The sequence below is a fragment of the Rarobacter incanus genome (assembly GCF_006715765.1).
Lineage (GTDB): Bacteria > Actinomycetota > Actinomycetes > Actinomycetales > Cellulomonadaceae > Rarobacter > Rarobacter incanus.
Genome location: NZ_VFNV01000001.1, coordinates 1,314,145 through 1,338,565, shown reverse-complemented (window position 1 = coordinate 1,338,565; position 24,421 = coordinate 1,314,145). Strand labels below are relative to the sequence as shown.

General features: G+C 64.4%; 15 protein-coding genes and 1 riboswitch. Of the genes, 12 read left to right on the top strand and 3 right to left on the bottom strand.

Going from position 1 to position 24,421, the window contains the following annotated elements:
• Positions 1 to 525 precede the first annotated feature (525 nt).
• Entirely contained in the window at positions 526 to 813 is a 288-nt protein-coding gene (locus tag FB389_RS05735) for a DUF4235 domain-containing protein (protein WP_246043542.1), read from the bottom strand.
• Positions 814 to 878: 65 nt separating this feature from the next.
• Positions 879 to 983: riboswitch (TPP riboswitch) on the top strand.
• A 65-nt stretch (positions 984 to 1,048) separates the two neighbouring features.
• Here FB389_RS05735 and FB389_RS05730 point away from each other — a divergent pair.
• The 3 genes from FB389_RS05730 to FB389_RS05720 are packed head-to-tail and all read left to right on the top strand — an operon-like array spanning position 1,049 to position 4,585.
• Positions 1,049 to 2,110, top strand: coding sequence for a thiamine ABC transporter substrate-binding protein (locus FB389_RS05730; RefSeq protein WP_142111810.1), 1,062 nt, complete (start codon positions 1,049 to 1,051; stop codon positions 2,108 to 2,110).
• A gap of 16 nt (positions 2,111 to 2,126) precedes the next feature.
• Positions 2,127 to 3,809 carry an ABC transporter permease gene (locus FB389_RS05725; RefSeq protein ID WP_142111808.1) on the top strand — a complete coding sequence of 561 codons (1,683 nt, stop codon included), beginning with the start codon at positions 2,127 to 2,129 and terminating at the stop codon, positions 3,807 to 3,809.
• Positions 3,809 to 4,585, top strand: a complete 777-nt coding sequence (locus tag FB389_RS05720) for an ABC transporter ATP-binding protein (RefSeq protein ID WP_142111806.1) — start codon at positions 3,809 to 3,811, stop codon at positions 4,583 to 4,585. The genes FB389_RS05725 and FB389_RS05720 overlap by 1 nt, the downstream gene beginning before the upstream one ends.
• Here the strand turns inward: FB389_RS05720 and ddaH are convergent.
• Positions 4,582 to 5,403: a dimethylargininase gene (ddaH, locus tag FB389_RS05715; protein WP_246043541.1), complete on the bottom strand. Its 822-nt coding sequence runs from the start codon at positions 5,401 to 5,403 to the stop codon at positions 4,582 to 4,584. The two genes, FB389_RS05720 and ddaH, sit on opposite strands and share 4 nt — an antisense overlap.
• A gap of 353 nt (positions 5,404 to 5,756) precedes the next feature.
• Between ddaH and FB389_RS05710 the strand changes: the two genes are divergently transcribed.
• The 5 genes from FB389_RS05710 to FB389_RS05690 all read left to right on the top strand — a co-directional run bounded on the left by FB389_RS05710 (position 5,757) and on the right by FB389_RS05690 (position 12,440).
• Complete coding sequence (locus tag FB389_RS05710) at positions 5,757 to 6,137, top strand: RNA-binding S4 domain-containing protein (RefSeq protein ID WP_142111802.1); 381 nt, start codon at positions 5,757 to 5,759, stop codon at positions 6,135 to 6,137.
• Between the two features lie 104 nt (positions 6,138 to 6,241).
• The gene (locus tag FB389_RS05705; protein ID WP_246043674.1) at positions 6,242 to 7,468 is read left to right on the top strand and encodes a L,D-transpeptidase family protein; all 1,227 of its coding nucleotides are present in this window, start codon (positions 6,242 to 6,244) and stop codon (positions 7,466 to 7,468) included.
• A gap of 268 nt (positions 7,469 to 7,736) precedes the next feature.
• Positions 7,737 to 9,638, top strand: coding sequence for a DUF4914 family protein (locus tag FB389_RS05700; protein WP_142111798.1), 1,902 nt, complete (start codon positions 7,737 to 7,739; stop codon positions 9,636 to 9,638).
• A gap of 122 nt (positions 9,639 to 9,760) precedes the next feature.
• The gene (locus tag FB389_RS05695) at positions 9,761 to 11,296 is read left to right on the top strand and encodes a glycosyltransferase family 2 protein (protein ID WP_246043540.1); all 1,536 of its coding nucleotides are present in this window, start codon (positions 9,761 to 9,763) and stop codon (positions 11,294 to 11,296) included.
• Positions 11,283 to 12,440 (top strand): hypothetical protein, encoded by a 1,158-nt coding sequence (locus tag FB389_RS05690; protein ID WP_142111796.1) that lies wholly within the window; start codon positions 11,283 to 11,285, stop codon positions 12,438 to 12,440. The genes FB389_RS05695 and FB389_RS05690 overlap by 14 nt, the downstream gene beginning before the upstream one ends.
• A 149-nt stretch (positions 12,441 to 12,589) precedes the next feature.
• On the opposite strand, the gene FB389_RS05685 is transcribed toward FB389_RS05690, so the two are convergent.
• Positions 12,590 to 15,955 carry a DEAD/DEAH box helicase gene (locus FB389_RS05685; RefSeq protein WP_142111794.1) on the bottom strand — a complete coding sequence of 1,122 codons (3,366 nt, stop codon included), beginning with the start codon at positions 15,953 to 15,955 and terminating at the stop codon, positions 12,590 to 12,592.
• A gap of 274 nt (positions 15,956 to 16,229) precedes the next feature.
• On the opposite strand from FB389_RS05685, the gene FB389_RS05680 reads away from it, so the two are divergent.
• The 4 genes from FB389_RS05680 to FB389_RS05665 all read left to right on the top strand — a co-directional run bounded on the left by FB389_RS05680 (position 16,230) and on the right by FB389_RS05665 (position 24,371).
• Positions 16,230 to 20,150 carry a DUF7507 domain-containing protein gene (locus FB389_RS05680; RefSeq protein ID WP_170207891.1) on the top strand — a complete coding sequence of 1,307 codons (3,921 nt, stop codon included), beginning with the start codon at positions 16,230 to 16,232 and terminating at the stop codon, positions 20,148 to 20,150.
• A 192-nt stretch (positions 20,151 to 20,342) separates the two neighbouring features.
• Positions 20,343 to 21,101 (top strand): HAD family hydrolase, encoded by a 759-nt coding sequence (locus FB389_RS05675; protein ID WP_142111790.1) that lies wholly within the window; start codon positions 20,343 to 20,345, stop codon positions 21,099 to 21,101.
• The gene (locus tag FB389_RS05670) at positions 21,101 to 23,611 is read left to right on the top strand and encodes a glycoside hydrolase family 65 protein (protein ID WP_142111788.1); all 2,511 of its coding nucleotides are present in this window, start codon (positions 21,101 to 21,103) and stop codon (positions 23,609 to 23,611) included. Before FB389_RS05675 ends, FB389_RS05670 begins: the two co-directional genes overlap by 1 nt.
• Positions 23,612 to 23,636: 25 nt before the next feature.
• A complete protein-coding gene (locus tag FB389_RS05665; RefSeq protein WP_142111786.1) occupies positions 23,637 to 24,371 on the top strand; it encodes a nucleoside triphosphate pyrophosphohydrolase in 735 nt (244 codons plus the stop codon).
• Positions 24,372 to 24,421 lie beyond the last annotated feature (50 nt).

The following is a 24,421-nucleotide window of genomic DNA, read 5'->3' as shown; positions in this document are numbered from 1 at the left end:
CTACTCGACCGGCGGGGTGTGCTTCGTTGATCGAGTGTGCCGTTTCCCGTTGGTCGAGTGCGCCTCCCCGTTGATCGAGTGCGCCGTAGGCGTGTATCGAGATCAAGAACTGGGTGGTCTCGATATGCCCGCTGTGCGGGCTACTCGACCGGCGGGGTGTGCTTCGTTGATCGAGTGTGCCGTTTCCCGTTGGTCGAGTACGCCTCCCCGTTGATCGAGTGCGCCGTAGGCGTGTATCGAGATCAAGAACTGGGTGGTCTCGATATGCCCGCTGCGCGGGCTACTCGACCGGCGGGGTGTGCTTCGTTGATCGAGTGCGCCGTAGGCGTGTATCGAGATCAAGAACTGGGTGGTCTCGATATGCCCGCTGTGCGGGCTACTCGACCGGCGGGGTGTGCTTCGTTGGTCGAGTGCGCCGTAGGCGTGTATCGAGATCAAGAACTGGGTGGTCTCGATATGCCCGCTGTGCGGGCTACTCGACCGGCGAATGCGGGTTACTCGACCGGCGACCGGCGGGGTGGGGTGCTAGGCGCCGATGCCGCGGCGTTGCGCCGAGCGCGCGGCGACCGACTTGACGCTGCGTGATGCCAGGGCGCGCGCCAGCGCGGCGACCGCCCCGGTCGCAGCCGCGAACCCCACAACACCGACCAAGGTGGCTGAATCGTCGTCGGGATCCTGCGGGGCATCGTTGCCGGTGATGGCCTTCCACGCCGAAACCAGGATCTTCTGGGCCAACCATCCCGCCGCCAGCGCGGCAACCGACGTAACGATGCGGTAGCCGATGGTGTCTTCCATAGCGTCTTCGTCGCTCATGGCGGTTCCTTCCGATTTCGACAACGGTTAGACACCACCGTACAAGGTTCGGGTGAGATATGGTGGACCTACGACAGGGGAGCGCGCCAAGCGCTGAGAGTGCGGCCCGGCCGCAGACCCTCGAACCTGATCCGGTTAGCACCGGTGGAGGAAGTCGAGCTCACACGACGATCACATGAGTGTTCGCCGTGCCCCTCCCAATGAACCCGCACCCGCGGGATACAACGGAGGAAACATGTCTAAATCGAAAGCCTTGCAATGGTTTGCGCTGGGCGCCGCAGGCGCGCTCGTCCTTGGCGCCTGCGCAGCTTCGCCTAAAACCACAACCGCGCAGACCCAATCCGCCGCGCAGACCACTGAACTAACGCTCATCACCCACGACTCGTTCACCCTTCCCGACGACCTCAAGGCCGAATTCGAGAAGGAAACAGGCCTCAAGCTCACCGTGACCACGGGGGGCGACGGCGGCCAACTAGCAAACCAACTAGTTTTGACCAAAGATGCGCCGGTCGCCGATGCGTTCTTCGGCGTCGACAATTCGTTCATTTCCACGCTTGTCGATTCCGGGGCCATCGCAGATTACCAACCGGCCGACCTGCCCGCCGCGGCAGCCACGGATGCGCAGGCGGGGGCCACGCCCATCGATTACGGCTACGTCTGCGTCAACGTCGACGACGCATGGTTCGCACAGAAGGGCATTTCGGCCCCCGAAACCCTCGACGACCTGATCGACGCCAAGTACAAGGGGCTCACCGTGGTGATGGACCCGGCGGCCTCGAGCCCCGGCGCGGCCTTCCTATTCGCCACGATCGCGAAGTACGGCGAGGCCGGCTACAAGCAGTGGTGGACTTCCCTGCTCGCAAACGACGCCCAGATCGACCAGGGCTGGTCGGATGCCTACTACACCGATTTCTCCGGCGGCGGGGAAAACGGCACCTTCCCGATCACGGTTTCGTATAACACCTCGCCCGCCTACACCGTCCCCAAGGGTGAGGACGAATCGACGACCCGTGCGTTGCTGGGCACGTGCACGCGGCAGGTGGAGTATGCAGGCGTTCTGGCTGGCGCAAAGAACCCGGAAGGCGCAAAGAAGCTGATCGACTTCCTTGCCGCCCGCGACTTCCAGGACACCATCGCCGAAAACATGTACATGTACCCGATCGACGCCGCCGCCAACGTACCCGAAGACTGGAAGAAGTGGGCGCCCGTGCCGACCACAACTCTGGATCTGCCGGCAGCCGATATCGCCAAGAACCGCGCGACGTGGATCGACGCTTGGACGCAGCTGGCCGGGTGAGGTAGCGGTGATCCGGATGCGAGCGCGCGCGTTCACTGACCGGTGGGCGGGCCCCGCCGGTTGGGCGCTCGCGCTCGCGGCCGGCGCGGGATTTGTTGGGGTGTTCTTCGCCTGGCCGGTTGCTGCGCTGGTCGGGCGAGGGTTCGTCGACCCCGCCGGCCAGCTTGATCTGAGCGGGTTTTCCGACGTGCTCTCGCGGCCCGCGACGTGGACCGTCATCGGCCGCACGTTTGCGCAGGCGGGCGCCGGCACGATCGCCTCGATCGTAGTGGGTTTGCCGGGTGCGTACGTGGTCTCTCGTTTGCAATTTCAGGGACGAGGCCTGCTCCGCGCCTGGATGACCGTCCCCTTTGTTCTGCCAACAGTGGTGGTGGGTGCGGCATTTCGGTCCTTGCTGGGGGCCGGTGGGCCGCTCGGGTTCCTGGGTTGGGACCGCACCGCGATCGCGGTGTTGGTGGGACTGGTGTTCTTCAATTACGCGGTCGTCGTGCGCATTGTGGGTGCGATGTGGGAGAGGCTGGACCCTCGATCCGTGCAGGCCGCCAGGACGCTCGGCGCGTCACCGGCCCGTGCCTTCTTCACTGTGACGCTTCCGCAACTTGGGCCGTCGATCGCCGCGGCCGGCGGGATCGTGTTCCTGTTCTGTTCGACCGCATTCGGCGTGGTCATGGTGTTAGGCGGGCGCCGCCACGCCAATCTTGAGGCCGAGATTTACCGGCAAACCACTCAACTCTTGGACCTGCGGGTGGCGGCGGTTTTGTCGGTGGTGCAACTGGTGGTGATCGCCGCGGCGTTGCTGGCCGTGGCGCGGTTGCGCCGCCGCAGCGAGCGGGCCCTGAACATCACCGCCGCGGGGGCAGGCACTCACCGCCCGCGGCGGGCCGATGCTTTTGCGCTGGCGGTCACGGCCATCGTGATCGGCCTGGTGCACGTTTTACCCCTTGGTTCCCTGGTGGTGCGGTCCTTCCGGACGGAGGACGGCTGGGGATGGGGAAACTACGCGGCGCTGGCAACGACGGGCGGTCGCGGCGGACTCAACGTGACCCTGTGGCAGGCGTTGGCCACCTCCGCGCGCCTTGCGACGTTCGCCACCGTCATCGCGATGGTGGTGGCGCTGCTGCTGGTGTGCACGCTGGCCCGCCCCATCAAGAGCCGACTAGGGCGCCGAATTGGCGCCGTGGTGGACGGGGCCGTGATGTTGCCGCTCGGGGTTTCGGCGGTCACTGTCGGCTTCGGGCTCCTCATTACGATGAACAACCCGCTTGGCCTCAACGTGGATCTGCGCTCTAGCGGGGTGCTCATCGCGATAGCGCAGGGGTTGGTTGCACTACCGCTCGTGGTCCGCGTCATTTCCCCGGTGGTGCGCGCAATCGATCCAAGGCTGCGGCAATCGGCTGCGGTGCTGGGGGCGGGGCCTTGGCGCATCCTGCGCACCATTGACGTTCCCATAGCGGCGCGCTCCATCGGGCTGGGGATGGGGTTCGCCTTTGCGGCGTCGCTGGGGGAGTTCGGGGCGAGCTCGTTCTTGGTGCGCCCGGGGGTAGTGACGCTTCCGGTGGCCATCTACCAACTGTTGGGGAAACAGGGCGCAGAGCACTTCGGAATGGCGATGGCCGCGGCGGTGGTGCTGGGGCTGGTTACGACGATGATCGTGGTGGCGGTTGAACGGATCCGTCCGCCCGGGGCGGGGGAATTTTGATGGCGGAGCGTAGCGTGTCGGGCGGCGGGTCCGGCAGCGCAAACGCCGCCGGGGGCGGAAACGAGCGTCCTCGCGGCAGCAGCCGAGGCCCGAACGCGGGGTGTGAAGCGAAAGACCCCGCGGGTTTGGTCCTGCGTGGTGTCACGGTTAACTATCCCGGCACGCGCGGGGCCCCCGCCGTGCGGGCCGTGGACGCGGTGTCGCTGCACGTTCCCCGCGGCACCACCACCGCCCTGCTGGGCGCGAGCGGCAGCGGCAAGTCCACCCTGCTGCGGGCCATCGCCGGGTTAGAGCCGCTGCGCGCAGGCACCATAACCTTCGACGGCGAGGACATTACAAGGGTGCCGGTCCACCGCCGCAACTTCGGGCTGATGTTCCAAGACGGGCAACTCTTTGCGCACCTGAACGTCCGCGGAAACATCGAATACGGCCTGGTCGCGCGGCGAGTTCCCCGGGGCGCGCGGGCCCGCCGCGTCGATGAACTTCTTGACCTGGTGGGTCTGGCCGGGTATGCCGACCGGGACGTTGCCACGCTGTCCGGGGGGCAGCGCCAGCGGGTCGCCTTGGCGCGGTCGCTCGCCCCGACTCCGCGACTGTTGCTCCTGGACGAACCGCTGTCCGCGCTCGACGCCGACCTGCGGGGCCGCCTGGCCGCGGAACTGCGCGACATTTTGCGGGCCACTGGCACCACGGCCGTTTTCGTCACACACGATCGCGCCGAAGCCGACTTGGTGGCCGACGCGACCGTGCTGATCGAAAACGGGCGACTGATTTAGGCCGCGTGGCGCAACTCGAGGGTGCAGCACTTGATGCCGCCGCCGCCCTTGAGGAGCTCCGATGTGTCAACCGTGATGACGTTGAACCCGCGCTCGCGGGCCTGCGCCACCAAACCGGTGGCCTGCGGGGCCATGATCGCATTCGTTCCGTCGCTGACCAGGTTGAGGCCCAGGGCGGCGGCGTCGCTGTCCGACGCGATCATGGCGTCGGGGAAACGTTCGCGCAGTTCGGACTGCGCGGCCGCGGAGAACGCCGGCGGATAATACGCAATCAAATCGGGCGTGAACACCGACAGTGCCGTGTCGAGGTGGTAGTAGTGCGGGTCCACCAGTTCCAGCGAAACCACGGGGTACCCGGTGATCTCGGCGATTTCCTTGTGCGCGGCGATGTCCGTGCGGAATCCGGTTCCCGCGAGGATCGTGTCGCCGACCGTCAAGATGTCGCCCTCGCCCTCGTTGCGGGCCTTTGTCTCGAAGACGGGGAAACCGGCCTGCTCGAACCAGGCGTTGTAGAGCGGGGTTTCTGGTTGCCTTTGCGGATAGGTGAAGTTCGCGCCGATAGCCTTTCCATCAACGACGAGGCCACCGTTTGCGGCATAAACCATGTCGGGCAGGCCGGGTGCACCGTCGATGACATCCACCCTGTGCCCCAATTCGACGTAGACGTCGTGGAGTTCTTGCCACTGCGCCAGCGCTAGCGCGCCGTCGGTCTGGATCTCGGGGTGCATCCACGGATTGATTTGGTAGGTGACCGTGTAATAGGTGGGCCGAGCCATCAAGTAGTGGCGTGGTTTGAACTGCGACTGGGGTTGCGTCACGGAGCGTCTCCCTGATGTGGGTGGGTGATAGTACGGTCCAACGGTACGCCGCATTTGTTACAACTCGGCGACAGTGCGAATGGGGCGCGGCGCATGTCGGTCGGTTTGGGGCGGGGCCGGCGGATGCCGCGTAACCGCGGGGGGCGAGTGCGGGGTTGGGCGCTGTGGCGATCGGCACCGTGGCGGCCGCGTAACCGCGGGGGGCGAGTGCGGGGTTGGGCGCTGTGGCGATCGGCACCGTGGCGGCCGCGTAACCGCGGGGGGCGAGTGCGGGGTTGGGCGCTGTGGCGATCGGCACCGTGGCGGCCGCGTTGAGTACCGTGATGGGGAGGAACGTGGGCAGGAGGAGGCGTATGGAGTCCAGCGGGAAAACTAGCGGGCGGGTCGATGCTTGGTTGTGGGCCGTGCGGCTCCTCAAGACTCGCGCGGCGGCGGCCGCTGCGTGTAACGCCGGACACGTCACCGTGGGGGGCGTGCGCGCGAAGCCCGCAACGCCGGTCAAGCCCGGCGCAACCGTCGAAATTACGGGGTTGGGAGACAAGAGAGTCGTGGTCGTGGTGCGCGTCATTGCGAAACGGGTCGGCGCGCCCATCGCCGTGGCTTGTTACGAGGATCACAGCCCGCCTCCGCCGCCGCGCGAATTCATCGCCCCGGCAGGCCTGCGGGATCGCGGCGCGGGTAGGCCAACGAAGCGCGAGCGGCGCGAGATCGACAGGCTGCGTGGACGGGCGTGAAGCACGTTTGCGGCCTCACCGCGGCACAATCCGTGTTAGCCGTTTCTGTAATACTGGTGTAAATCTTCAATCTCAACTCTTCCGAAGGGCATGTACCTGTGCGAATGTTGCGACACTGCGCGCTGTCAATTACTGCGGTTCTAGTGGCGGGGGCGGTATCTGCGCTCCCCGCGCAGGCGGCGCCAACGGCGGCGCCGCGTACCGCAGCAGTTGTCGCATTGGATGCCGCGGATGCGGGGAACTCGGGGTCTGCGCCTGATGCGGGTACGGGCACGGGGTCGGATGCGGGTACTGGCCCGGGTTCGGATGCGGGTACCGGCACGGGTACGGGTTCTGGTTCTGGCGCGGGCTCCGATACGGGCACGGGGTCGGGTTCTGGCACCGGTACGGGCTCCGGTTCGGGCACGGGTTCTGGTTCTGGCGCGGGCTCCGACACGGGTACGGGCTCCGGTTCGGGCACGGGCTCTGGTTCGGGCACCGGCACGACGCCGACGCAGCAGAACAGCGGCGGCTCCGCTGAGACGGCCAGTAACTCTTCCACGAAGGCGCAGGCCGCAAAGAAGAAAAAGGCCAAGAAGCGCGCCAAGCTCAGCAAGGCGAAAAAGCGCAAGGCTGCGAAGGCCGCGAAGGCGGCGAAGCTTAAGGCGGCGAAAGCCAAGGCCGCAAAGAAGCTGAAGGCGAAGAAGGCGCGCGCCAAGAAGAAAGCCGCGGGGCAGCCCACGCTCGGTGCAGGATCGAGTGGCACCGCGGTCAAGCGCCTGCAAACGCTCCTGCGCTCGCGCGGCTACTGGGTGAGCAAGATAGATGGAAAGTATGGCCAGTCGACCCAGCAAGCGGTCATGGCAGTGCAGAAGACCACCGGAATTTCGCGCACCGGGAGAGCAACCCAGGGCGTTTGGTATCAGTTGTACCTCGGCAGCCCCGTCACCACCGAAGTCTCGGCGAAGAAATCGCGTGGGAAGCGCGTTTACGAGATTGATTTGTCCAAACAGACCCTCAACATCGTCAAGAACGGCAAGGTGTTGTGGACGTTCAACATTTCCTCAGGATCCAATAGGTACTACACCCACAACGGTCGCCGGATCCTGGCATACACGCCGAAGGGCACCTTCAGCGTCTTCATGAAGACAAACGGCCTGCACATCGGCGCGCTGGGCCCGATGTACCGCCCGCAGTATTTCCGGGCCGGGGGATGGGCAATTCACGGTTCGTCGAGCATCCCCGCCTACCCCGCTTCGCACGGGTGCATCCGGATCGCGAACACCGCGATGGACTACCTGTGGGCCGGAGGCGGACTAGGTAAAGGTTCCACCATTGTGATTCACAAGTAAGGGATGAAGGTCCTAGGGACATAAGCGGCAAACCGCGCATTTAGGGCAAGTGGGGCGGCCGGGAACGGGGGCCTCGTCCCCCTATCCGCTTTTGAGAAGGTTGCAATTCGGCCACTTTTGGCCAAAGGTCCTAGTTCGCGAGTCCTATGCGTCCTAGTCTTTTGGTAAAGAAGCGGTCAGGAAAACGTGCGCCGAAGGAACACGACTTTGGCACGATGCCGCTTCCGGTTGATAACGACCGACAACGATCGTTTCCAAAGGAGCCCTCATGAACGATCTGCTGAAGAAGGTGCACCTGCCGGCCGACCTGGCCGCTGCGCTGGAGGCTTGTAACAGCATCACCATCCCCGCCACCCGCCGCGACCTTTACGAGCTCAGCCTCGGCGCACCCGGGGTCGACCGGTTCGACGTCGAATACGAAGTGCCAGGCAAGGGACTGGTCAAGGAAGCCGACGTAGTGCGTTGCACCAACGGCATCGCCGTCAACTACCCCGAAGACTACATTCGCCGCCGCGATCCCGACTGCATGCGGATCGCCGACAACCTGCCCAGCGACAAGCCCCGGTTCAAGGACCGCCACGGCGAGGAATTCGCGCAGACCAAGGCGGAGACGCTCGCATGGCTGTCCGAGCAGGAACTGCTGGTTGTCCCCTTCAAGGCCGGCTCGCTGCGGTTTGGCTACGCCTCGCTTGCCGTCATGCCCCGCAACGCTGCATTCTTCGCGACCGCGCTGGTTGACCTGCAGGGTTTTGTCACGCTGGATGAACTGCCGGAATTCTCGCCGCGTTCGATCCTGTACGTCGCGCCGCCCTTCCGCCACACGCACTTCGACGGCAAGCAGATCGTGGTGCACGACCGCACAGAGTCGCTGCACGAGATCTTTGCCTACAACCTTTACCCCGGACCCAGCGCGAAGAAGGGCGTTTTCTCGGCCCTGCTCGACATCGGCGACCAAGAGGGTTGGCTGACGGCCCACGCGTCCTCGGTGCGCGTTACGACGCCGTACGAAAACGAAACCGTCATCATGCACGAGGGCGCTTCCGGCGGCGGTAAGTCGGAAATGTGCCAGGAGATTCGGCGCGAAGACGACGGGCGTGTCCTGCTCGGATACAACATCGTCACCGACGAGCCGTACGCGATCACCTTGTCGGAAACCTCGAAACTGGCCCCGATCACCGACGACATGACGCTGTGCCACCGCGACCTGCAGCGATCCGACGGCCTGCTCACGGTCGCGGACGCCGAAGAAGGTTGGTTCGTGCGCGTCGATGGGCTCACGCAGTACGGCGAAGACCCCACCTTCGAGCGCGAATGCATCCACCCGGCCGAACCGCTGGTGTTCTTCAACATCCACGGCGTTCCGGGCGCAACCTGCCTGCCGTGGGAACACACCCCGGACTCCAATGGCAAGCCTTGCTCCAACCCGCGCGTCGTCATCCCGCGCAACCAGATCCAGAACATCATCAACGAGCCGCAGCAGGTTGACGTGCGCACCTTCGGCGTGCGGATGCCCGCCTGCACCACCGACAACCCGAGCTACGGCATCATGGGCATCTGCCACGTGATCCCGCCGGCGCTGGCCTGGCTGTGGCGGCTCATCGCGCCCCGCGGCGACAAGAACCCGTCGATCGGCGCAACCGCTGCCGAGGCCGAAACGATCAAGAGCGGCGGCATGGTCGCGGAGGGTGTCGGTTCGTTCTGGCCGTTCTCGACCGGGACCAAGGTGCGGGCAGCCAACCTGCAGCTTGAGCAGATCCTCAACGCGCCGCGCACCCGCTACGTGCTGACCCCGAACCAGCACATCGGCGCCTACAAGGTCGGCTTTGCCGCCGAATGGCTCACGCGCGAATACCTGGCCCGCCGCGGGCAGGGCAAGATCCGCGACGACCTGTTGACCCCCGCGCGCTGCCCGCTGTTCGGTTACGCGCTCAAGGAACTCAAGATCGACGGGCAGCAGGTGCGTCCGACACTGCTCACGCCCGAGTTCCAGTCGAAGGTCGGCGTCGAGGCATACGACAAGGGCGCCAAGATCCTCACCGAATTCTTCAAGTCGGAGCTCAAGCAGTTCCTGACACCGGAGCTGGATCCGCGCGGACGCGCAATCATCGAGGTCTGCCTGAACGACGGCACCCTGGAGGACTACCTCGCGCTGACCCCGTTGCACGAGTAGAGCAAACAACAAGGACGAGCGCCCCGCCTGCGGGGTGGCGAGAAGGGCCGCTGGGATAATGTTTACCCAGCGGCCCTTCCTGTGTGCCGTTCCGTTGTGGCAGGCATGCTAGGAGTGCGACCTTGACCGAATTCACCGATCACGGGCGTACCGCCGGCAGCGCCCGCGTCATCAGGCTCGGTGAGGACATGGAGCCCGCCTCCGGTCGCTCCTATCGCGACGGACTTGTTGACGAGGCAATCTATGGGCTGTGGCGCAAGAACCCCTCGCTTTCCGCAAGGGTCGTGCTGGACAAGCGGCAAAAGGTCGTCGGTACGCTGATGCTGGTCGTCGCCGTCGTCGTCGTGATCGTGTGGCCCAGGCCGGTGGCGATTGCCGCGTTCGGGGCAGTTGGGCTCAGCTTCCTTGTTTCGGTCGGCTTCAAATTCTGGAGCTCCATGCGCGGCGCGCGGGTCGAATCTCACTTCCGCACGGCAGTTCAACCCGCGCGAATGCCGGATTGCGAATTACCGAAGTACACGGTCTTGGTCCCGGTATTCAAGGAAGCAAACATCGTCGGGCAACTTGTCGACAACCTGGGAGGCATCGATTACCCGGCCGACAAACTCGAGATCCTGGTCCTTGTCGAAGAAGCCGACCCCGAAACGCTCCAGGCGGCGTTGCGCGCGGACCCGCCGACCAACTTCTCGTTCGTCGTGGTGCCGGCGTCGCAACCGCAGACCAAGCCGAAGGCGTGCAACGTCGGATTGCAGCTTGCGACGGGCGAATTCTTGGTCATTTACGATGCCGAAGACAAGCCGGATCCTGACCAGCTACGCAAAGCCGTCTCCGCCTTCCGCGCGCACGGAGACGACCTAGTGTGCGTGCAGGCCGCGCTTAACTACTTCAACTCCTCCGAAAACGTGCTGACCCGAATGTTCACGCTGGAATACTCATTCTGGTTCGACTACATGCTGCCCGGGCTCGACTTCGAACGACTCCCCATCCCGCTTGGCGGAACATCCAACCATTTCCGGATGTCCGGATTGCGCAAGCTCGGTGGTTGGGATCCGTTCAACGTCACGGAGGATGCGGACCTGGGCATTAGGACGTCGGCGGAAGGGATGCGGGTTGGTGTCATTGACTCCACCACAATGGAAGAGGCCAACACCTCCATACCGAACTTTGTGCGTCAGCGATCGCGGTGGATCAAGGGCTACCTGCAAACCGTCTTGGTTCACATCCGCCATCCAGCCGACCTGGTTCGGGTTGCGGGGCCTCGTCAGGCAATTTCTTTCCTTTTCTTGGTTGCGGGCACGCCGGCAACGTTCCTTACGGTCCCGATCCTGTATCTGGCCTTCCTCATCTCACTATGCGTTGGTCCCGATGTGCTCGAGGCATTTTTCCCGGGGTGGCTGCTGTGGCTCAACCTGTTCAACCTGGGATTCGGCAGCGCCATGATGGTCTACGTGTCTATGATGGGGGCATTTCGGCGCCACCGCTACAGCCTGGTCCCGTGGGCGATCCTGAATCCGCTGTATTGGCTGCTGCATTCGATTGCCGCGTACAAGGCCCTGTGGCAACTCATCACGAAACCGCACTATTGGGAGAAAACCGAGCACGGACTAACCGCCGCGTCGGCGCACGGGAGTGAGGGGCCGGCCGGTGACAATAGCTAAGCACGCCGCCAGGCCGCGCAAACTGCAACCGATCGATAGCTGGCCACCCACCTCCACCGAACGGTGGCTGCTGAGGCTCGCCATTGCGGTCCCCGTATTCGTGGGTCTGTGGCTGATTCACATTTACGATCCGGACGCCGCAACCAGCAACACCGCTCTGGCCGCCCGGGGTGCTCTGATCGACTGGGGCTCCAGCGACCTGTCCTGGATCGCTGGCGTGTACCCACCCCTATCGGCAGCTCTGTCGGCGTTGGTAGGCGGACATCAGGTCGCCTTCATAGCCATTGCGGCGGCCGTTATTGGAATGACCGGGCAGCGTGCACTAGGCGTTCTGCATCGCCGTAAATTCGGCAACCTTGCGACCGCATTGGTCATGGGAACCTACCTGCTGAGCCCGCAGCTGTTCTTCCTTGCGTCCCGCGACTTGCAGTCGATTCTCGGTTTGGCGCTGCTGATGCTTGCCCTCGATAGCTTGGAGACATTTGTCGTCAAGCGGGCGACCGAGCAAGGATTTTTGGCGGGAATTTCACTGGGCGTTGCGGTGATGGTCGATCCCTCGATGTGGATCTACGCGCTGATCATCGCCGCGGTCGGTCCCTTCATCGCGGATCGCTCGGGGCACCTGGGGCGCGGCGCCCACACGGCTACCGCCGTGGTCTTGGCGTTCCCCGCCGCGGCAGCCCTGCTTTTTTGGATATTCGTCTCGTGGTGGTTCACGGCCGATCCCGTATCGGTCGTGACTGGGTTTGCGAACCCATGGTTCCCGGGGGGTGTTGTCGAGTCCGGGCGGGCTGCCCTGATTTCGGTGGCGCTCACCTTGCTGGCTTCACCGCTGTTCGTATCGGCGTACGTCATCCGGGTGATTGGGGGCCAAGTTCGCCGACTGATCGCCCCGACTATTGCCATGACCGGCATGGCGGTCTCAGTGTGGCTAGGTGTGCGGACGGCAAGCGGTCACTCGTACATCGTTGCGATCCTGCTGTACTTGGTCATGATGGGGCCGCAATCGCCGTCCAAGCGGCGCCGGGTCGTCATATGCACGGCGGCAGCGATCCAACTTGTGCTTGCATGGGCCATCCCGCTGCTGCGCGAGGGGTCGATCATTGGCCAGTGGATCATCACCATGACGCGGGCCTTGGTCTGATCGGGCCGGTGATCTCGATATGCGCCTTTGGCGCTACTCGATCGGCGGGTGCGCGGCGCTATTCGGTTGGTGATCTCGATATGCGCCTTTGGCGCTACTCGATCAGCGATATGCGCCTGCGGCGCTACTCGATCGGCGGGTGCGCGGCGCTACTCGATCAGCGCCCGGATATCGTCCTTGCTCAGCGCAACCTTGCTCTGCTCCCCCGGATCGCCGCCGTCCACAACCGCCGAAAACAGAGCCGATTTGTCGGCCTTCAGCGCCATGACCTTCTGTTCGATCGTCCCCACCGAAACAAGACGATAGACCATGACCTGCCGCGTCTGCCCGATGCGGTGCGCGCGGTCGACCGCCTGCGCCTCTGCTGCGGGATTCCACCACGGGTCAAGCAGAATGCAGTAGTCCGCCGACGTCAGGTTGAGCCCAAAGCCGCCGGCCTTTAGCGAGATGAGGAACACCTGCGCGTCACCGTTGGTGAATCGCTCGATTTGTTTGCTGCGGTTGCGGGTGCGTCCGTCCAGGTAAGCATGCTCGACGTTCATTTCGCTTAGGCGGTTGCGCACTTTGCCGAGGAACCGGGTGAACTGGCTGAATATCAACACGTTGTGCCCGTCGGCCAGAATCTCGCTCAGCATTTCGAAGAGCACCTCAAGTTTGGACGAGGCCACCTGGGCGTGTTCCTCATCCACCAGCGAAACGTCCAGGCTCGCCTGGCGCAGTATCGAGAGTGACCGCAGAACCTCGATCCGGTGCTGGTCCAGGTTTTCGACGAGCCCGAGGACGCGGCCTCGTTCCCGCTGGAGGTAAAGGTCATAGACCTTGCGGTGCCGCGCATTGAGAACGACGTCGGTGACTTGCTCGATCTTCTCCGGAAGGTCGCCGGCGACAACCTCCTTGGTTCGCCGCAGGACAAATGGTGCGATGACACCGCGCAGCCTACCAATGAGCGCGGTGTCGTGGTCCTTGGAAATCGGCTTCTCGATGCGGGTGGAAAACGTCTTGGCGTCCGGCAGCAGCCCGGGGCAGACGATCGACATGATGGACCACAGCTCCATCAGGTTGTTTTCCAGTGGCGTTCCGGTCAAAGCGATCTTGACCGGCGCTGGTAGATCCCGGACCGTGCGGTATCCGACGCTGTTATGGTTTTTGACGAACTGGGCCTCGTCCACGATCATTCCCGACCATGCGATCTGGTTGTATGCGGGGGCCTCCAAGCGCAGCAAAGCGTAAGACGTCACGACGATATCGGCGCCGTTCGCGACCTCGGCAATCGTGGAACCGCGCCTTCGCTGCGTGGATTCGACCGTCCGGGTGACCAAGGACGGTGCAAACTTCCGTGCCTCGGTGGACCAGTTTCCAACCACCGACGTGGGGGCTACTACGAGGAAGGGCCCCGAATCGGGGTGCCGTTCGCGCTGGCGGGCAATGGCGGCGAGTGTTTGGAGCGTCTTGCCCAGCCCCATATCATCGGCGAGAATCCCACCCAGTTGCCGATCTATGCGGTAAGCCAGCCACTGGTATCCGTAATCCTGGTATTCGCGCAGGGTGGCGTGAAGGGTCGCCGGAATAGGGGCATCGGCGGCGGGAGCGGCCCGCAGTGAGCCGACGCGGGAGCGCCACAGGTCCGCGCGGTCGTCCAACAGCCCCAGATCGTCCAGTTCTTCAAAAAGTTGGACGTTGAATCGGCCGACGCGGATCTCGTCCCTGCGTGCGTCTTGCATTTGGCGGGCCGTTTCGATCGCCTCGCGGAGGCGATCCAGGCGAGGGTCGGAAAGGGACACCAGTGTGACCCCGTCGACCAGCATCTCATCGGCGCCGCGCGCCAGGGCGGTAAAGACGTCGACCATCGGCACTTCCTTGCCGGCGACGTTGATGCGGATGCGTAGGCTGAACCAGTCGCGATCGCTGGTTTGATCGGCTGACACGGTGACGTCCATGTCGCTTGCGATGCGGTAACGGGGCGCGGCCCCAACGCGCTCAACGCGGATATCCGAGCGGCCTTCGATGTCGGCGTCGATGGCAGGCAGGGTGCGTGCGACAAGGCTCGCGGTGTGTTCGCCCGCGGTGCGCAGGACGCCGCCCTCGGCGCCGCCGATGCGACCGAGTAGGCCGGCGATCGCCGCGGATGCGTGCGCTGCGTGCCAGACGGCGGATTCCGCTTGCCGGTCGCGCATCCCGTCCGCGTCATCGGGGCTGACCAGGGCGGGATCACCCGCCGCATACTCGGCGACGCGGGCGGCTCCGATGCAATAGCGCCAGCGGGCAGTCGCCTGAGCGTTGTGGTGCTCGTCGATGCCGATCACGAACGTCAGGATTGGTGTTGGGCGGGAATACTCGTTTCCCCCGACGAATTCGATGTGGTCGATGCGGGCGCTGAGTGCCGGCAGGGACTGCTCGTAGAACCGCGCGGTGTCATCCGCGGGGATCATCAGGGGGGTGCGACGCTTGATCAACCGCAGAACGCCGCTGTCGACGGCGTTTTCGGTCGGTACGAGGATGGCATGTTTGTCCGCTTCTCCCATGATGGCTAGGCCATGGGCGGGGATGCCGATGGGGTCCGCGCCGAGCTTGAGGGCGGCGTCGAGGTCCGCGTCGGGGCTGTGGAAATTGGCGACGAGTTCGAGGCCGCCGTCGGGCCTGGCCGAGATCGTGGCGGCCGTGGATGCGCGGGCAGTCGCAATCTCTATCGGAGCGCGGTCGGCGGTGTCGGACAGGAACGGGATGTCTAGCTGCGCAACCTTGACCAATGCGGCCCATACCGCGGCGCCCGGCGCCTGGTCAAGCCACACAGTGTCGGGAATTTGGTAACGATTGGTCGGTGCCGCGAGCACGAAGAGCGCGCGCAGCGCATCCACGCGGTCATTCCGCTGATACTCGGAGAACGAAGCTATGTCGTTCCAGGAGATTCCGGTGCGAATCCAGCGTCCGCTGCGCCCCTGGGTGAGAGGTCGCAGTCCCACGCGCATGACGGCATCGAGGTGGGCCCCGCGTCGCACGCGGTCGGGTGAACTGTACATGGAAGCGCGGTTCATGCCGTGGGTGAACGACACTTGGAGGCCGATCGGTGGGGTATTGAACGTCGGGGGTCGGGGCGGGGCTGGCGCCGCCAGGTCGCCCAGTTCCTTCTCCCACTGCGTGCGCGAGGCGGGCGTGCGCCCCGCAGCCGTGGCTGGCGCACCGCCCGCATCGCTACCCGGTTCGCCGTCAATCCGGCGCGAATACTCGAGAAGCGCTGCTGCCACGTGCTTGCAATCTAGCCCTACGGGGCAGGTGCAGGTGCTGGACAGCGGGGTCTCTGCCCGCGATCCGCCCAGTTGGATGGTGCAGATGTAGGGGGATCGGCGGCTACCGCGCACGGTTGCCACCAGGGTGCGCTTGACTCCCTGACGCCGCAGTGCGGCGGTGCCAACCGGCCTATCGGCCACCCCCTCCACACGACCCTGATCAGCGTAGACGCGACCGCGGGCGTAGGCAGCTGGGCCTACGAGCGCTTTGATCAGGGCGGCAGTGGGCATCCTTCTATTGAACCAGGCCCGCGATGCGGGCCGTGAATCAACACCGTCGCACTCTCGCTTCTGCGATGCGGCAGGGATGTCCCGCACGGGTCGAAGGGTGCCGAGCGGTCGCGCTACTGTGACAAATAGCACAAAGGTGCCGCGGCTGGTGCAATTCTGGCGATTTTGGGGTGACAACGATGTCGACGTAGTCGTTGCGGGTTGGCGAGTGGAATCTATACTTGGGAATGGGAAAGTGCTGGAGTGTCTTTTACATCACATGGAGGGGAATTCGGTGACTGCGATTCGCATGTTTGGCAAGAAAAGATCATTGATAGGAGGGGGCCTGGCTGCGGGCCTGGTCGCGGCGCTGGGCGTCGCGGTACCGGCGCTCACGTTGCCGAATGCGGTGGCCGATCCCGCTTCCGGCGGAACGGTCCTACTATCGGAGACCTTTCGCGGTTCCGGCGTGACAGATCCGAAATTTGTTGGGCTTGATAACGCATGCCTGACCGGCGCAGGAGCGGGAAGCGCGGCCGTGACGGGTAATTCCAACCTATCCAATTGCGATTCGTACCAGGTCGGCGTGGTGCCTTCGCAGGGAACGGGTGGGGACGGTGAGGGCTGGCTACAGCTGACCGACGCTTCCGGGGGTAACCTGGGGAACCAGGGACAGGGCGACAGCAGCAAGGCGCGGCGCGGCGGTCTGGTGTACAACCAGGCGCTGCCCGCCAGCAACGGCATTCACGTGCAATTCGAGCAGGCCCAGTACGGAGGATTCCTCAATGCCGGATCCATGGGCGGATCCACGGACGGATCGCTGTTTCGCAGCTGGGGCGCCGATGGCATCAGCTTCTTCCTGACGGATGGCGCGGAAAACTTGACCAACGTCGGCGCCTATGGTGGCTCGCTCGGATACGCGCAAAAGTCCGAGAACGGCGGTACGCCGGGTGTGGCCGGTGGATTCCTGGGGCTCGGTCTCGATGCATGGGGGAACTACACAAACAATGGCGAGGGTCGCGGGAACAACACCTGCTCCGGGGATGCTGCAATCACGGGCACGCACAGGGACTCGATAGTCCTGCGCGGGCCGGGCGCCAAGGATGGTTCCGGCAAGTGGATGAACGGGTATTGCGTTGCCGCGCAGACACAGCTCCTGGCGGCGCAGGGGAGCCTGCGGCAGGAGTGGGACTCCGCGTGGCCGTGGAACAAGACCTTCACGGCCAGCGAGGCTGATGCATTCGCTGAGGCCGCGACCAGGTGGGTCGACATCGAGGTTTCCCCGGCCAAGCCGGACAACTCCGTCGATGTCACGATCCAAGTCAAGTTCAGTGAGAACGGCGCGTGGATTACGGTCCTGAGCGCGAACCTGCCGAACGTGCCTGACAGCTATAAGTTCGGTTTGGCCGCGTCGACCGGTAACGCGGCGGATGTGCACCTGGTGCGTAACCTGACGGTGAAGACCGTTGACAAGCTCGATGTTTTGAACCTCAACAAGGACATTGATTCGACCAGCTCGCTGTACAAGGCCGGGGGATACAACCCTGGTGACAAGATTCCCTACGTTTTTGAAGTGAAGAACAACGGCCTATCGAATTTGCACGGAGTCGTCATCGAGGACGCGGCGCTTGATTCCTCCGCAACCGACTTTTCGTGCACGATAGATGGCGGTTCGGCGGCTTACCCCATGGCGCTCGCGAGCGGCAAGACGGCGATCTGTAAGGGCGGTTACCACACGCTGACCGCTGCCGAAGCGCACGCAGCCGCCGCGTTGGACCCGTCCGACGCGAACTACAAGAAGTTCCCGAATACGGCGACGGCCAAGGGATACGACCCGACAGACGTCATGTATCCGTCCGACCCCGATGACGCCAAGGCGCCGGTCATCTACAACCCCAAGGTCGAGGTGCGAAAGACGGCAACAGTTCAGAGCGGTAACAGCCCCGCGCAAGTCGGTGACGTCATCAACTACTCCTTCGAAGTGAGGAACACGGGGAACGTGGATTTGGCGCCCGTGACCGTTACCGACCCGAAGGCTGGTCTCACCACCGCTCAGGCGTGTGTGTCGTCGCTGCCCGCTGGTGCCGATTGGACGGTGTGTTCGACAACGGCCACCCACACTGTCACTGAGGCTGACATACTGGCCGGGTCGAGCTACATCAACGAGGTCACGGCAAGCGGGACACCCGCCGGAGGCGGCAATGACGTGACCGACGAGGACGACGCCACCGTGCCACTGGTTTCCCCTGCCACGGGCATCGAGGTGCAGAAGTCCGCCACGTGGCCGGGGACCCCGGCTGCCGCGAAGCTTGGCGATACCATCAATTACTCGTTCAAGGTGCGTAACACCGGCAACGTCACATTGGCACCGGTCACGATCACCGACCCGAATGGCGGAATCTCGACCGCGGTACAGTGCGTGGCATCGCTCGCGCCGAGCACGACGTGGACCGACTGCGACGCGAGCGCTGTCGGCACCCACACGGTCACCGAAGCCGACATCTTGGCGGGCCATGCGGGCAGCGGAAACTACTCCAACACGGTGACGGCTACCGGAACCCCGCCCAGCGGGTCAAACCTGACGCCGCCCACCAACACAGGCGACCACGACACCCCGCTAGCCGACCCGACCGCGGGCATCACGGTGAGTAAGGATGCCGCATGGAACGCCAAGCCAGCCGCAGCTGGCGTTGGTGACACGATCACCTACTCGTTCACGGTCACCAACACCGGAAACACGACCCTTGCGCCGGTCACGATTAGCGACCCCAAGGGCAACGTCCCGGCCGGCTCGGCATGCGTCGCGAGTCTTGCCCCGGGTGATACCGCGACCTGTTCGACGACCGGGACGCACATCGTTAGCCAAGCCGACCTGGGCCTTGCTGGGTCGCTGTACCTCAACACAGTGATGGCGACCGGTACCCCGCCGGCCGCAAGCGGCCTGACCGACGTGACCAACACCGACAACCAATCGGTGCCTGTTACCACCGGGGTGCCGGGTCTGAAGCTCACCAAGGTGGCAAGCGTGTCCGGTGCGGACGCCGTCGCTGACCTGGGCGAGACCATCACCTACTCCTTCATCGTCGAGAACACGGGTAACGTCACGCTTTCGCCAGTGACCATAACCGACTCGAAGCTGGGGCTGGCATTTTTTGAGTGCGCGGCGAGCCTCGATCCCACGCAGACTGTGACGTGCCAGGCCCCGGCCAGCACGCGGCACGTCGTGACCCCGTCCGACATCGCGAAGGGTTCGGTCGACAACACTGCCACCGCGCACGGCACCTCGGTGGTGCCCGGAGTGCCCGACCCGACGGACCCCACCAGTGACGCCAATGTCCCGACCGCGCAGGCCAACCCGGCCATCGACCTGGTCAAGAAGGGCACGGTAGCGGACACCAACGGCAACGGCATCACGGGCGACGCGGGTGACGTTGTGAGCTACGCCTTCACCGTCACCAACGTGGGCAACGTCGATCTGACCAACGTCACCATCTCGGACCCCAAGCTGGGTGTCACCGGTCTTGCCTGCGCAGCCTCGTTGCAGGTCGGCGACTCCGCGACCTGTGCTTCTCCAAAGAAGCACACGCTGACCGATGCTGATGTGGTGGCCGGTTCCTACACCAATACGGCCACTGCGACGGCCGTTCCCCCCGCGGGCGGAACGGTAACCGATGGCGACGACGAAACGGTTCCGACAGCCCAAGCCAAGGCCGCTCTTGCGATCGTGAAGACGGCAACCTTGCAGGATTCGGACGGCAACAAGGTCGGCGGATTGGGCGAGAAGATCCGCTACACCTTCGCGGTCACGAACACGGGAACGGTCACGCTCACGGACGTGAAGATTGATGACACTATGATCGGCGGGGCCACCTGCGAGCAAACGACGCTGGCCCCCGGGGCCGCCACGACATGCAAGGGCAATGAGGTCTATGTGATCACCGCCAAGGATGTCACCGCGGGCAAAGTCGTCAACGTCGCGACCGCTACCGCAACACCGCCCCAGGGCGTGGACGACCCGAAGCCGTCGACCGACACCGCGAAGGTCGACACCAAGGGCGGAACGCCGGCGAACGGCGGCACGGGCGGCACCGGCGGCAAGACGCTTCCCAAGACCGGCTCCAACCCTCTGCCCTGGGTCGGCGGAGCGCTGGCGTTGATACTCACCGGTGGCGCGCTCGTGATCGGGCGAAAGCGCTGGAGCGGCAACGCCGCGTAGCGCACGTCCTGGAGTGAGGCGAACGCGGGTGGCCCGTTACCTTTTTCGGTACCGGGCCACCCGCGTTTGCCAGTGGGCAAAGAAATACACGCCGTTCACGTCACTGTCATACGGGCCTACTACTATCGAACGACCAGGGCAGGCGTGTTCTATGCGCCGCCTCGCATCCGGCGCACCGAAGGGATCTTGGCAATGGCACACCTGCTGCGAAGCGACGACCTGATAGGCAAGGCGGCGTACCTGTTCGACCTGGACGGCGTTTTGACGCCGACCGTTGAGGTGCACATGCGGGCGTGGGCCCGCATGTTCGGGCAGGTCTTTACCGACTATGGGGTCGCCGCCTACACGGATGCCGACTACTTTGCCTACCTGGACGGCAAGCCGCGGTATGCAGGCGTCGCCGACCTGCTGGCCTCGCGCGGGATCGAGCTGCCCTACGGCGACCCTGCCGATGGTGCGGATGCGCGTACGGTGTGCGGGCTTGGGAACAAGAAGAATGACGAGTTCAGCGCCGTTCTCGCGAGCGATGGCGTGCAGCCCTACGCAGGTTCGTTGGAATTCGTGAGGCAGCTGGCCGCCGCCGACGTCTCCATGGCGGTCGTCTCATCCAGCCGCAACGCGGTGGCGGTGCTCAGGGCTGCGTCGCTCGACGGCTTCTTCCCGATCGTCGTTGACGGGCTCTTGGCCGCTAAGCGGGGTCTCGCCGGTAAACCTGCGCCCGATACCTACCGGTTTGCCGCCGACCAACTGGGCGTCCCGTACGGGCAGGCGGTCGTCATCGAGGATGCGCCGTCGGGCGTGGCCGCGGGCCGCGCCGGCTCCTTTGGGCTGGTGCTCGGCGTGAACCGCGGTGCGGGCACCGGGGTGCTATTGGATAGCGGTGCGGATGTGGTGGTCGACGACCTTGCCGAGGCGGTTCCCGTATTCGCCGCGGCGAACGGAGCGCAGTGATGGCTCACGGCAAGGCACCGCACGGCGATCCGATCGACCGCACCCGGTTCCCCGTTGATCCTTGGCGACTGGTCGAGACCCGTTACGACGGATCCGATCTGGGCGTAACCGAAACTCTCTTCGCGGTCGGTAACGGCTACTTGGGCTTGCGCGGGAACGTCGAAGAGGGCCGCGATTCGCATTCCCAGGGGACCTTCGTCAACGGATTCCACGAGACTTGGACCATTCGCCACGCTGAGGAGGCCTTCGGGTTCGCGAAGGTGGGGCAGACCATCATCAATGCCCCCGACGCGAAGACCATCCGCATCTACGTGGATGACGAACCGCTGCTGCTTTCCGTCGCGGATCTGCACCAGTATTCCCGCGAACTGGACTTCAGGGACGGCTTGCTGCGCCGCGATTTGGTGTGGCAAACGCCATCGGGTAGGCGCGTGCGCATCGTGTCGCAGCGCATGGTTTCCTTCCCCGAACGTCACCTTGCCGTCATGACCTACGAGGTAACGGTCTTGGACGGGGCAGATGTGCCGGTCACTATCTCGTGTCAGATGCTCAATCGGCAAGACGGCCAAGACGAGTATTACGTTCCCAGTGCCGCCATGGGAGAGGGGATGGATCCCCGCAAGGCGGAATCATTACAGGGACGAGTCCTGCTGCCCGAGGTCCACTGGCACCGCGAGGGGCGACTCGCCCTGGGGTATCGGGCGGCCTCGTCGGGAATGACCATCGGTGTGGTGGCCGATCACGCAATCGAGACGGATAACCCGTACACGCAATCGGGATCCGCGGAGGCGGACGTATGCAAGCAGGTCTACCAGGTGCACGCGCGCGCGGGCGTGCCCACCACGGTTACCAAGCTGGTTAGCTACCACACCTCGCGCGGTGTGCCGTCGCGTGAGCTCATCGAACGCTGCGAGATGACGCTCGACAGGGTTGCGGAGCGAGGGGCGCGCGGCGAGTTCAAGCGGCAGCGTGCCTGGTTGGACGACTTTTGGGCACGATCCGACGTGGAGGTCCACGGGCAGCCCGAACTGCAACAGGCCATCCGGTGGAACCTTTTCGAGCTTGCGCAGGCGACCGCGCGCGCGGAGGGAAATGGGATTCCCGCGAAGGGTGTGACCGGTTCGGGATACTCCGGGCACTACTTCTGGGACACCGAAATTTACGTGCTTCCGTTCCTGACCTACACGTCGCCGTTGTACGCCCGCAATGCGTTGCGGTTCCGGTACACAATGCTGCCCGCCGCCCGGCAGCGTGCGGTCGAACTGAACCAGAACGGTGCCCTGTTCCCGTGGCGCACCATCAACGGCCAAGAGGCTTCCGCCTACTACGCGGCCGGTACAGCTCAGTATCACATCGATGCGGACATTGCCCACGCGGTGCGTCAGTACGTCAACGCGACCGGCGACGAGGATTTCTTGGCCCGCGAGGGCATCGATCTCTTGGTCGAAACAGCACGTCTGTGGGCAGACCTGGGATTCTGGCGCGAAAATGGAGACGATACCTTCCATATTCACGGCGTCACCGGCCCGGACGAATACACGACGGTGGTGAACGACAACATGTTCACTAACGTGATGGCGCGCGCGAACCTGCGCGGGGCGTTGCGGGCGTTGGCGCTGCTGAAGCGGGACTTCCCGCAGCACTACCAGGACGCGATCCGGCGACTGGGGATCACCGAGGATGAAACGGCCCAGTGGCACCGGGCCGCCGAGCACATGGCCATCCCGTACGACGGCCGCCTGGGGATTCACCCGCAAGATGCGCAGTTCTTGGAAAAGGAACTGTGGGACCTTCCCAATACCCCGCCGGACAAGCGCCCGTTGTTGCTGCACTACCATCCGCTTGTCATTTACAGGTTCCAGGTTCTCAAGCAGGCCGACGTCGTGCTTGCGCTCTTCTTGCAGGGTGACGAATTCACGACGGCCGATAAACTGGCCGACTTTGACTACTACGACCCCCTGACGACCGGCGACTCGACGCTGTCCGCCGTGGTGCAGTCGATCATCGCCTCGGAAGTGGGGTACCAAGAACTGGCGCTCGACTACTTCCGTTCTGCGGCCTTCGTGGACCTGGCCGACCTGCACCACAACGCGGCGGACGGTGTGCACGTTGCGTCCATCGGCGGGGTCTGGAATGCGCTGGTTTGCGGGTTTGGCGGATTCCGTGACTACGTGGGCACTTTCTCGCTCGATCCGCGGCTGCCCGAGGTGTGGGAGGGACTCACCTTCAGGCTCTGCCTGCTTGGCACGCGGGTGCGCGTGGACGTGCGGCAGGGTGAGGTTACCCTCAGCGTGGAGGACGGCGATGCGGCGGACATCGTCGTGTGCGGGAAGCTAGTCACGGTTACCTCGGCGGGGGCCGTCACCGTCATGCTGCCGGAATCGCCGCGCATCATCGGGTCACCAGATGTCGGCGACATCGAAGGGACAAGGCGCGCCGACGGGACTCGCATGACCGCGACGGTGCCGCAGTCGCTCGCCGCGGTGCACCAGGCCACCAACGACATCTGATGGTGGGTGCACGTAAGGTGGGGGCATGCCATCGCTATTCTCTGACGCGCCACGGGCGGAGTCTGCCGTCGACCAGTTGATCGAAACCGTGCATGTGCTGCTCGCGCCCGGCGGATGTGCCTGGGATCGGCAGCAAACCCATAAGACCCTTGCTAAGTACCTGCTTGAGGAATCGTGCGAGGCGATCGACGCGATCGAAGCGGGGGACGCGGAAGAGGTGGCGGAGGAACTGGGGGACGTGCTGTTCCAAGTGCTCTTTCACGCCGAAATTGCGCGCCGCGATGGCGAAGGGTACGACCTCGATTCGATCGCCGCTGCCACGAACGAGAAGATGCGCCGCCGCCACGCCCACGTGTTCGGCGACGAATCGCAGCGAACGCAAGACATCGCTGAAATCGAAGCCAGTTGGAAGCGGATAAAGGACGAGGAAAAGGCCGCGCGCACATCGGTTCTTGAGGGGGTGCCGCAGTCGCTCCCGGCGTTAGCGCTCGCCGCCAAGGTCATTTCCCGTGGCGAGTCCTTGGGGCTCATGGGGGATCGCGATTCCATGGCCGCGTCGTTCCCGTTCGCGGACGAACGCGAAGTGGGCAGGATGCTGCTTGCTATGACCGCGGCGGCCCGCGCGCAGGGTTTTGACCCGGAAAACGCGTTGCGGGCGACCGTCCGCGAGCTTGCAGGCGAGATTCGTGACGCCGAGGTGAAGCTGGGCGACGCAGGAGTGATCGGTTCCGCAGGGGAAACCGGCTCTGCGGGCGTCTAGCCGTGCCAGCCCGTTAGCCGATGAGGCGCATGGCTCTGCGGGCGTCTAGC

Excerpts from the sequence above, each read along its gene's own strand:
- FB389_RS05675 (WP_142111790.1), top strand. The coding sequence starts at position 20,343 with ATGGCACACCTGCTGCGAAGCGACGACCTGATAGGCAAGGCGGCGTAC.
- FB389_RS05705 (WP_246043674.1), top strand. The coding sequence starts at position 6,242 with ATGTTGCGACACTGCGCGCTGTCAATTACTGCGGTTCTAGTGGCGGGG.
- FB389_RS05730 (WP_142111810.1), top strand. The coding sequence starts at position 1,049 with ATGTCTAAATCGAAAGCCTTGCAATGGTTTGCGCTGGGCGCCGCAGGC.
- FB389_RS05685 (WP_142111794.1), bottom strand. The coding sequence starts at position 15,955 with ATGCCCACTGCCGCCCTGATCAAAGCGCTCGTAGGCCCAGCTGCCTAC.
- FB389_RS05670 (WP_142111788.1), top strand. The coding sequence starts at position 21,101 with ATGGCTCACGGCAAGGCACCGCACGGCGATCCGATCGACCGCACCCGG.
- FB389_RS05720 (WP_142111806.1), top strand. The coding sequence starts at position 3,809 with ATGGCGGAGCGTAGCGTGTCGGGCGGCGGGTCCGGCAGCGCAAACGCC.
- FB389_RS05665 (WP_142111786.1), top strand. The coding sequence starts at position 23,637 with ATGCCATCGCTATTCTCTGACGCGCCACGGGCGGAGTCTGCCGTCGAC.
- FB389_RS05735 (WP_246043542.1), bottom strand. The coding sequence starts at position 813 with ATGAGCGACGAAGACGCTATGGAAGACACCATCGGCTACCGCATCGTT.
- FB389_RS05710 (WP_142111802.1), top strand. The coding sequence starts at position 5,757 with ATGGAGTCCAGCGGGAAAACTAGCGGGCGGGTCGATGCTTGGTTGTGG.
- FB389_RS05725 (WP_142111808.1), top strand. The coding sequence starts at position 2,127 with ATGCGAGCGCGCGCGTTCACTGACCGGTGGGCGGGCCCCGCCGGTTGG.
- FB389_RS05700 (WP_142111798.1), top strand. The coding sequence starts at position 7,737 with ATGAACGATCTGCTGAAGAAGGTGCACCTGCCGGCCGACCTGGCCGCT.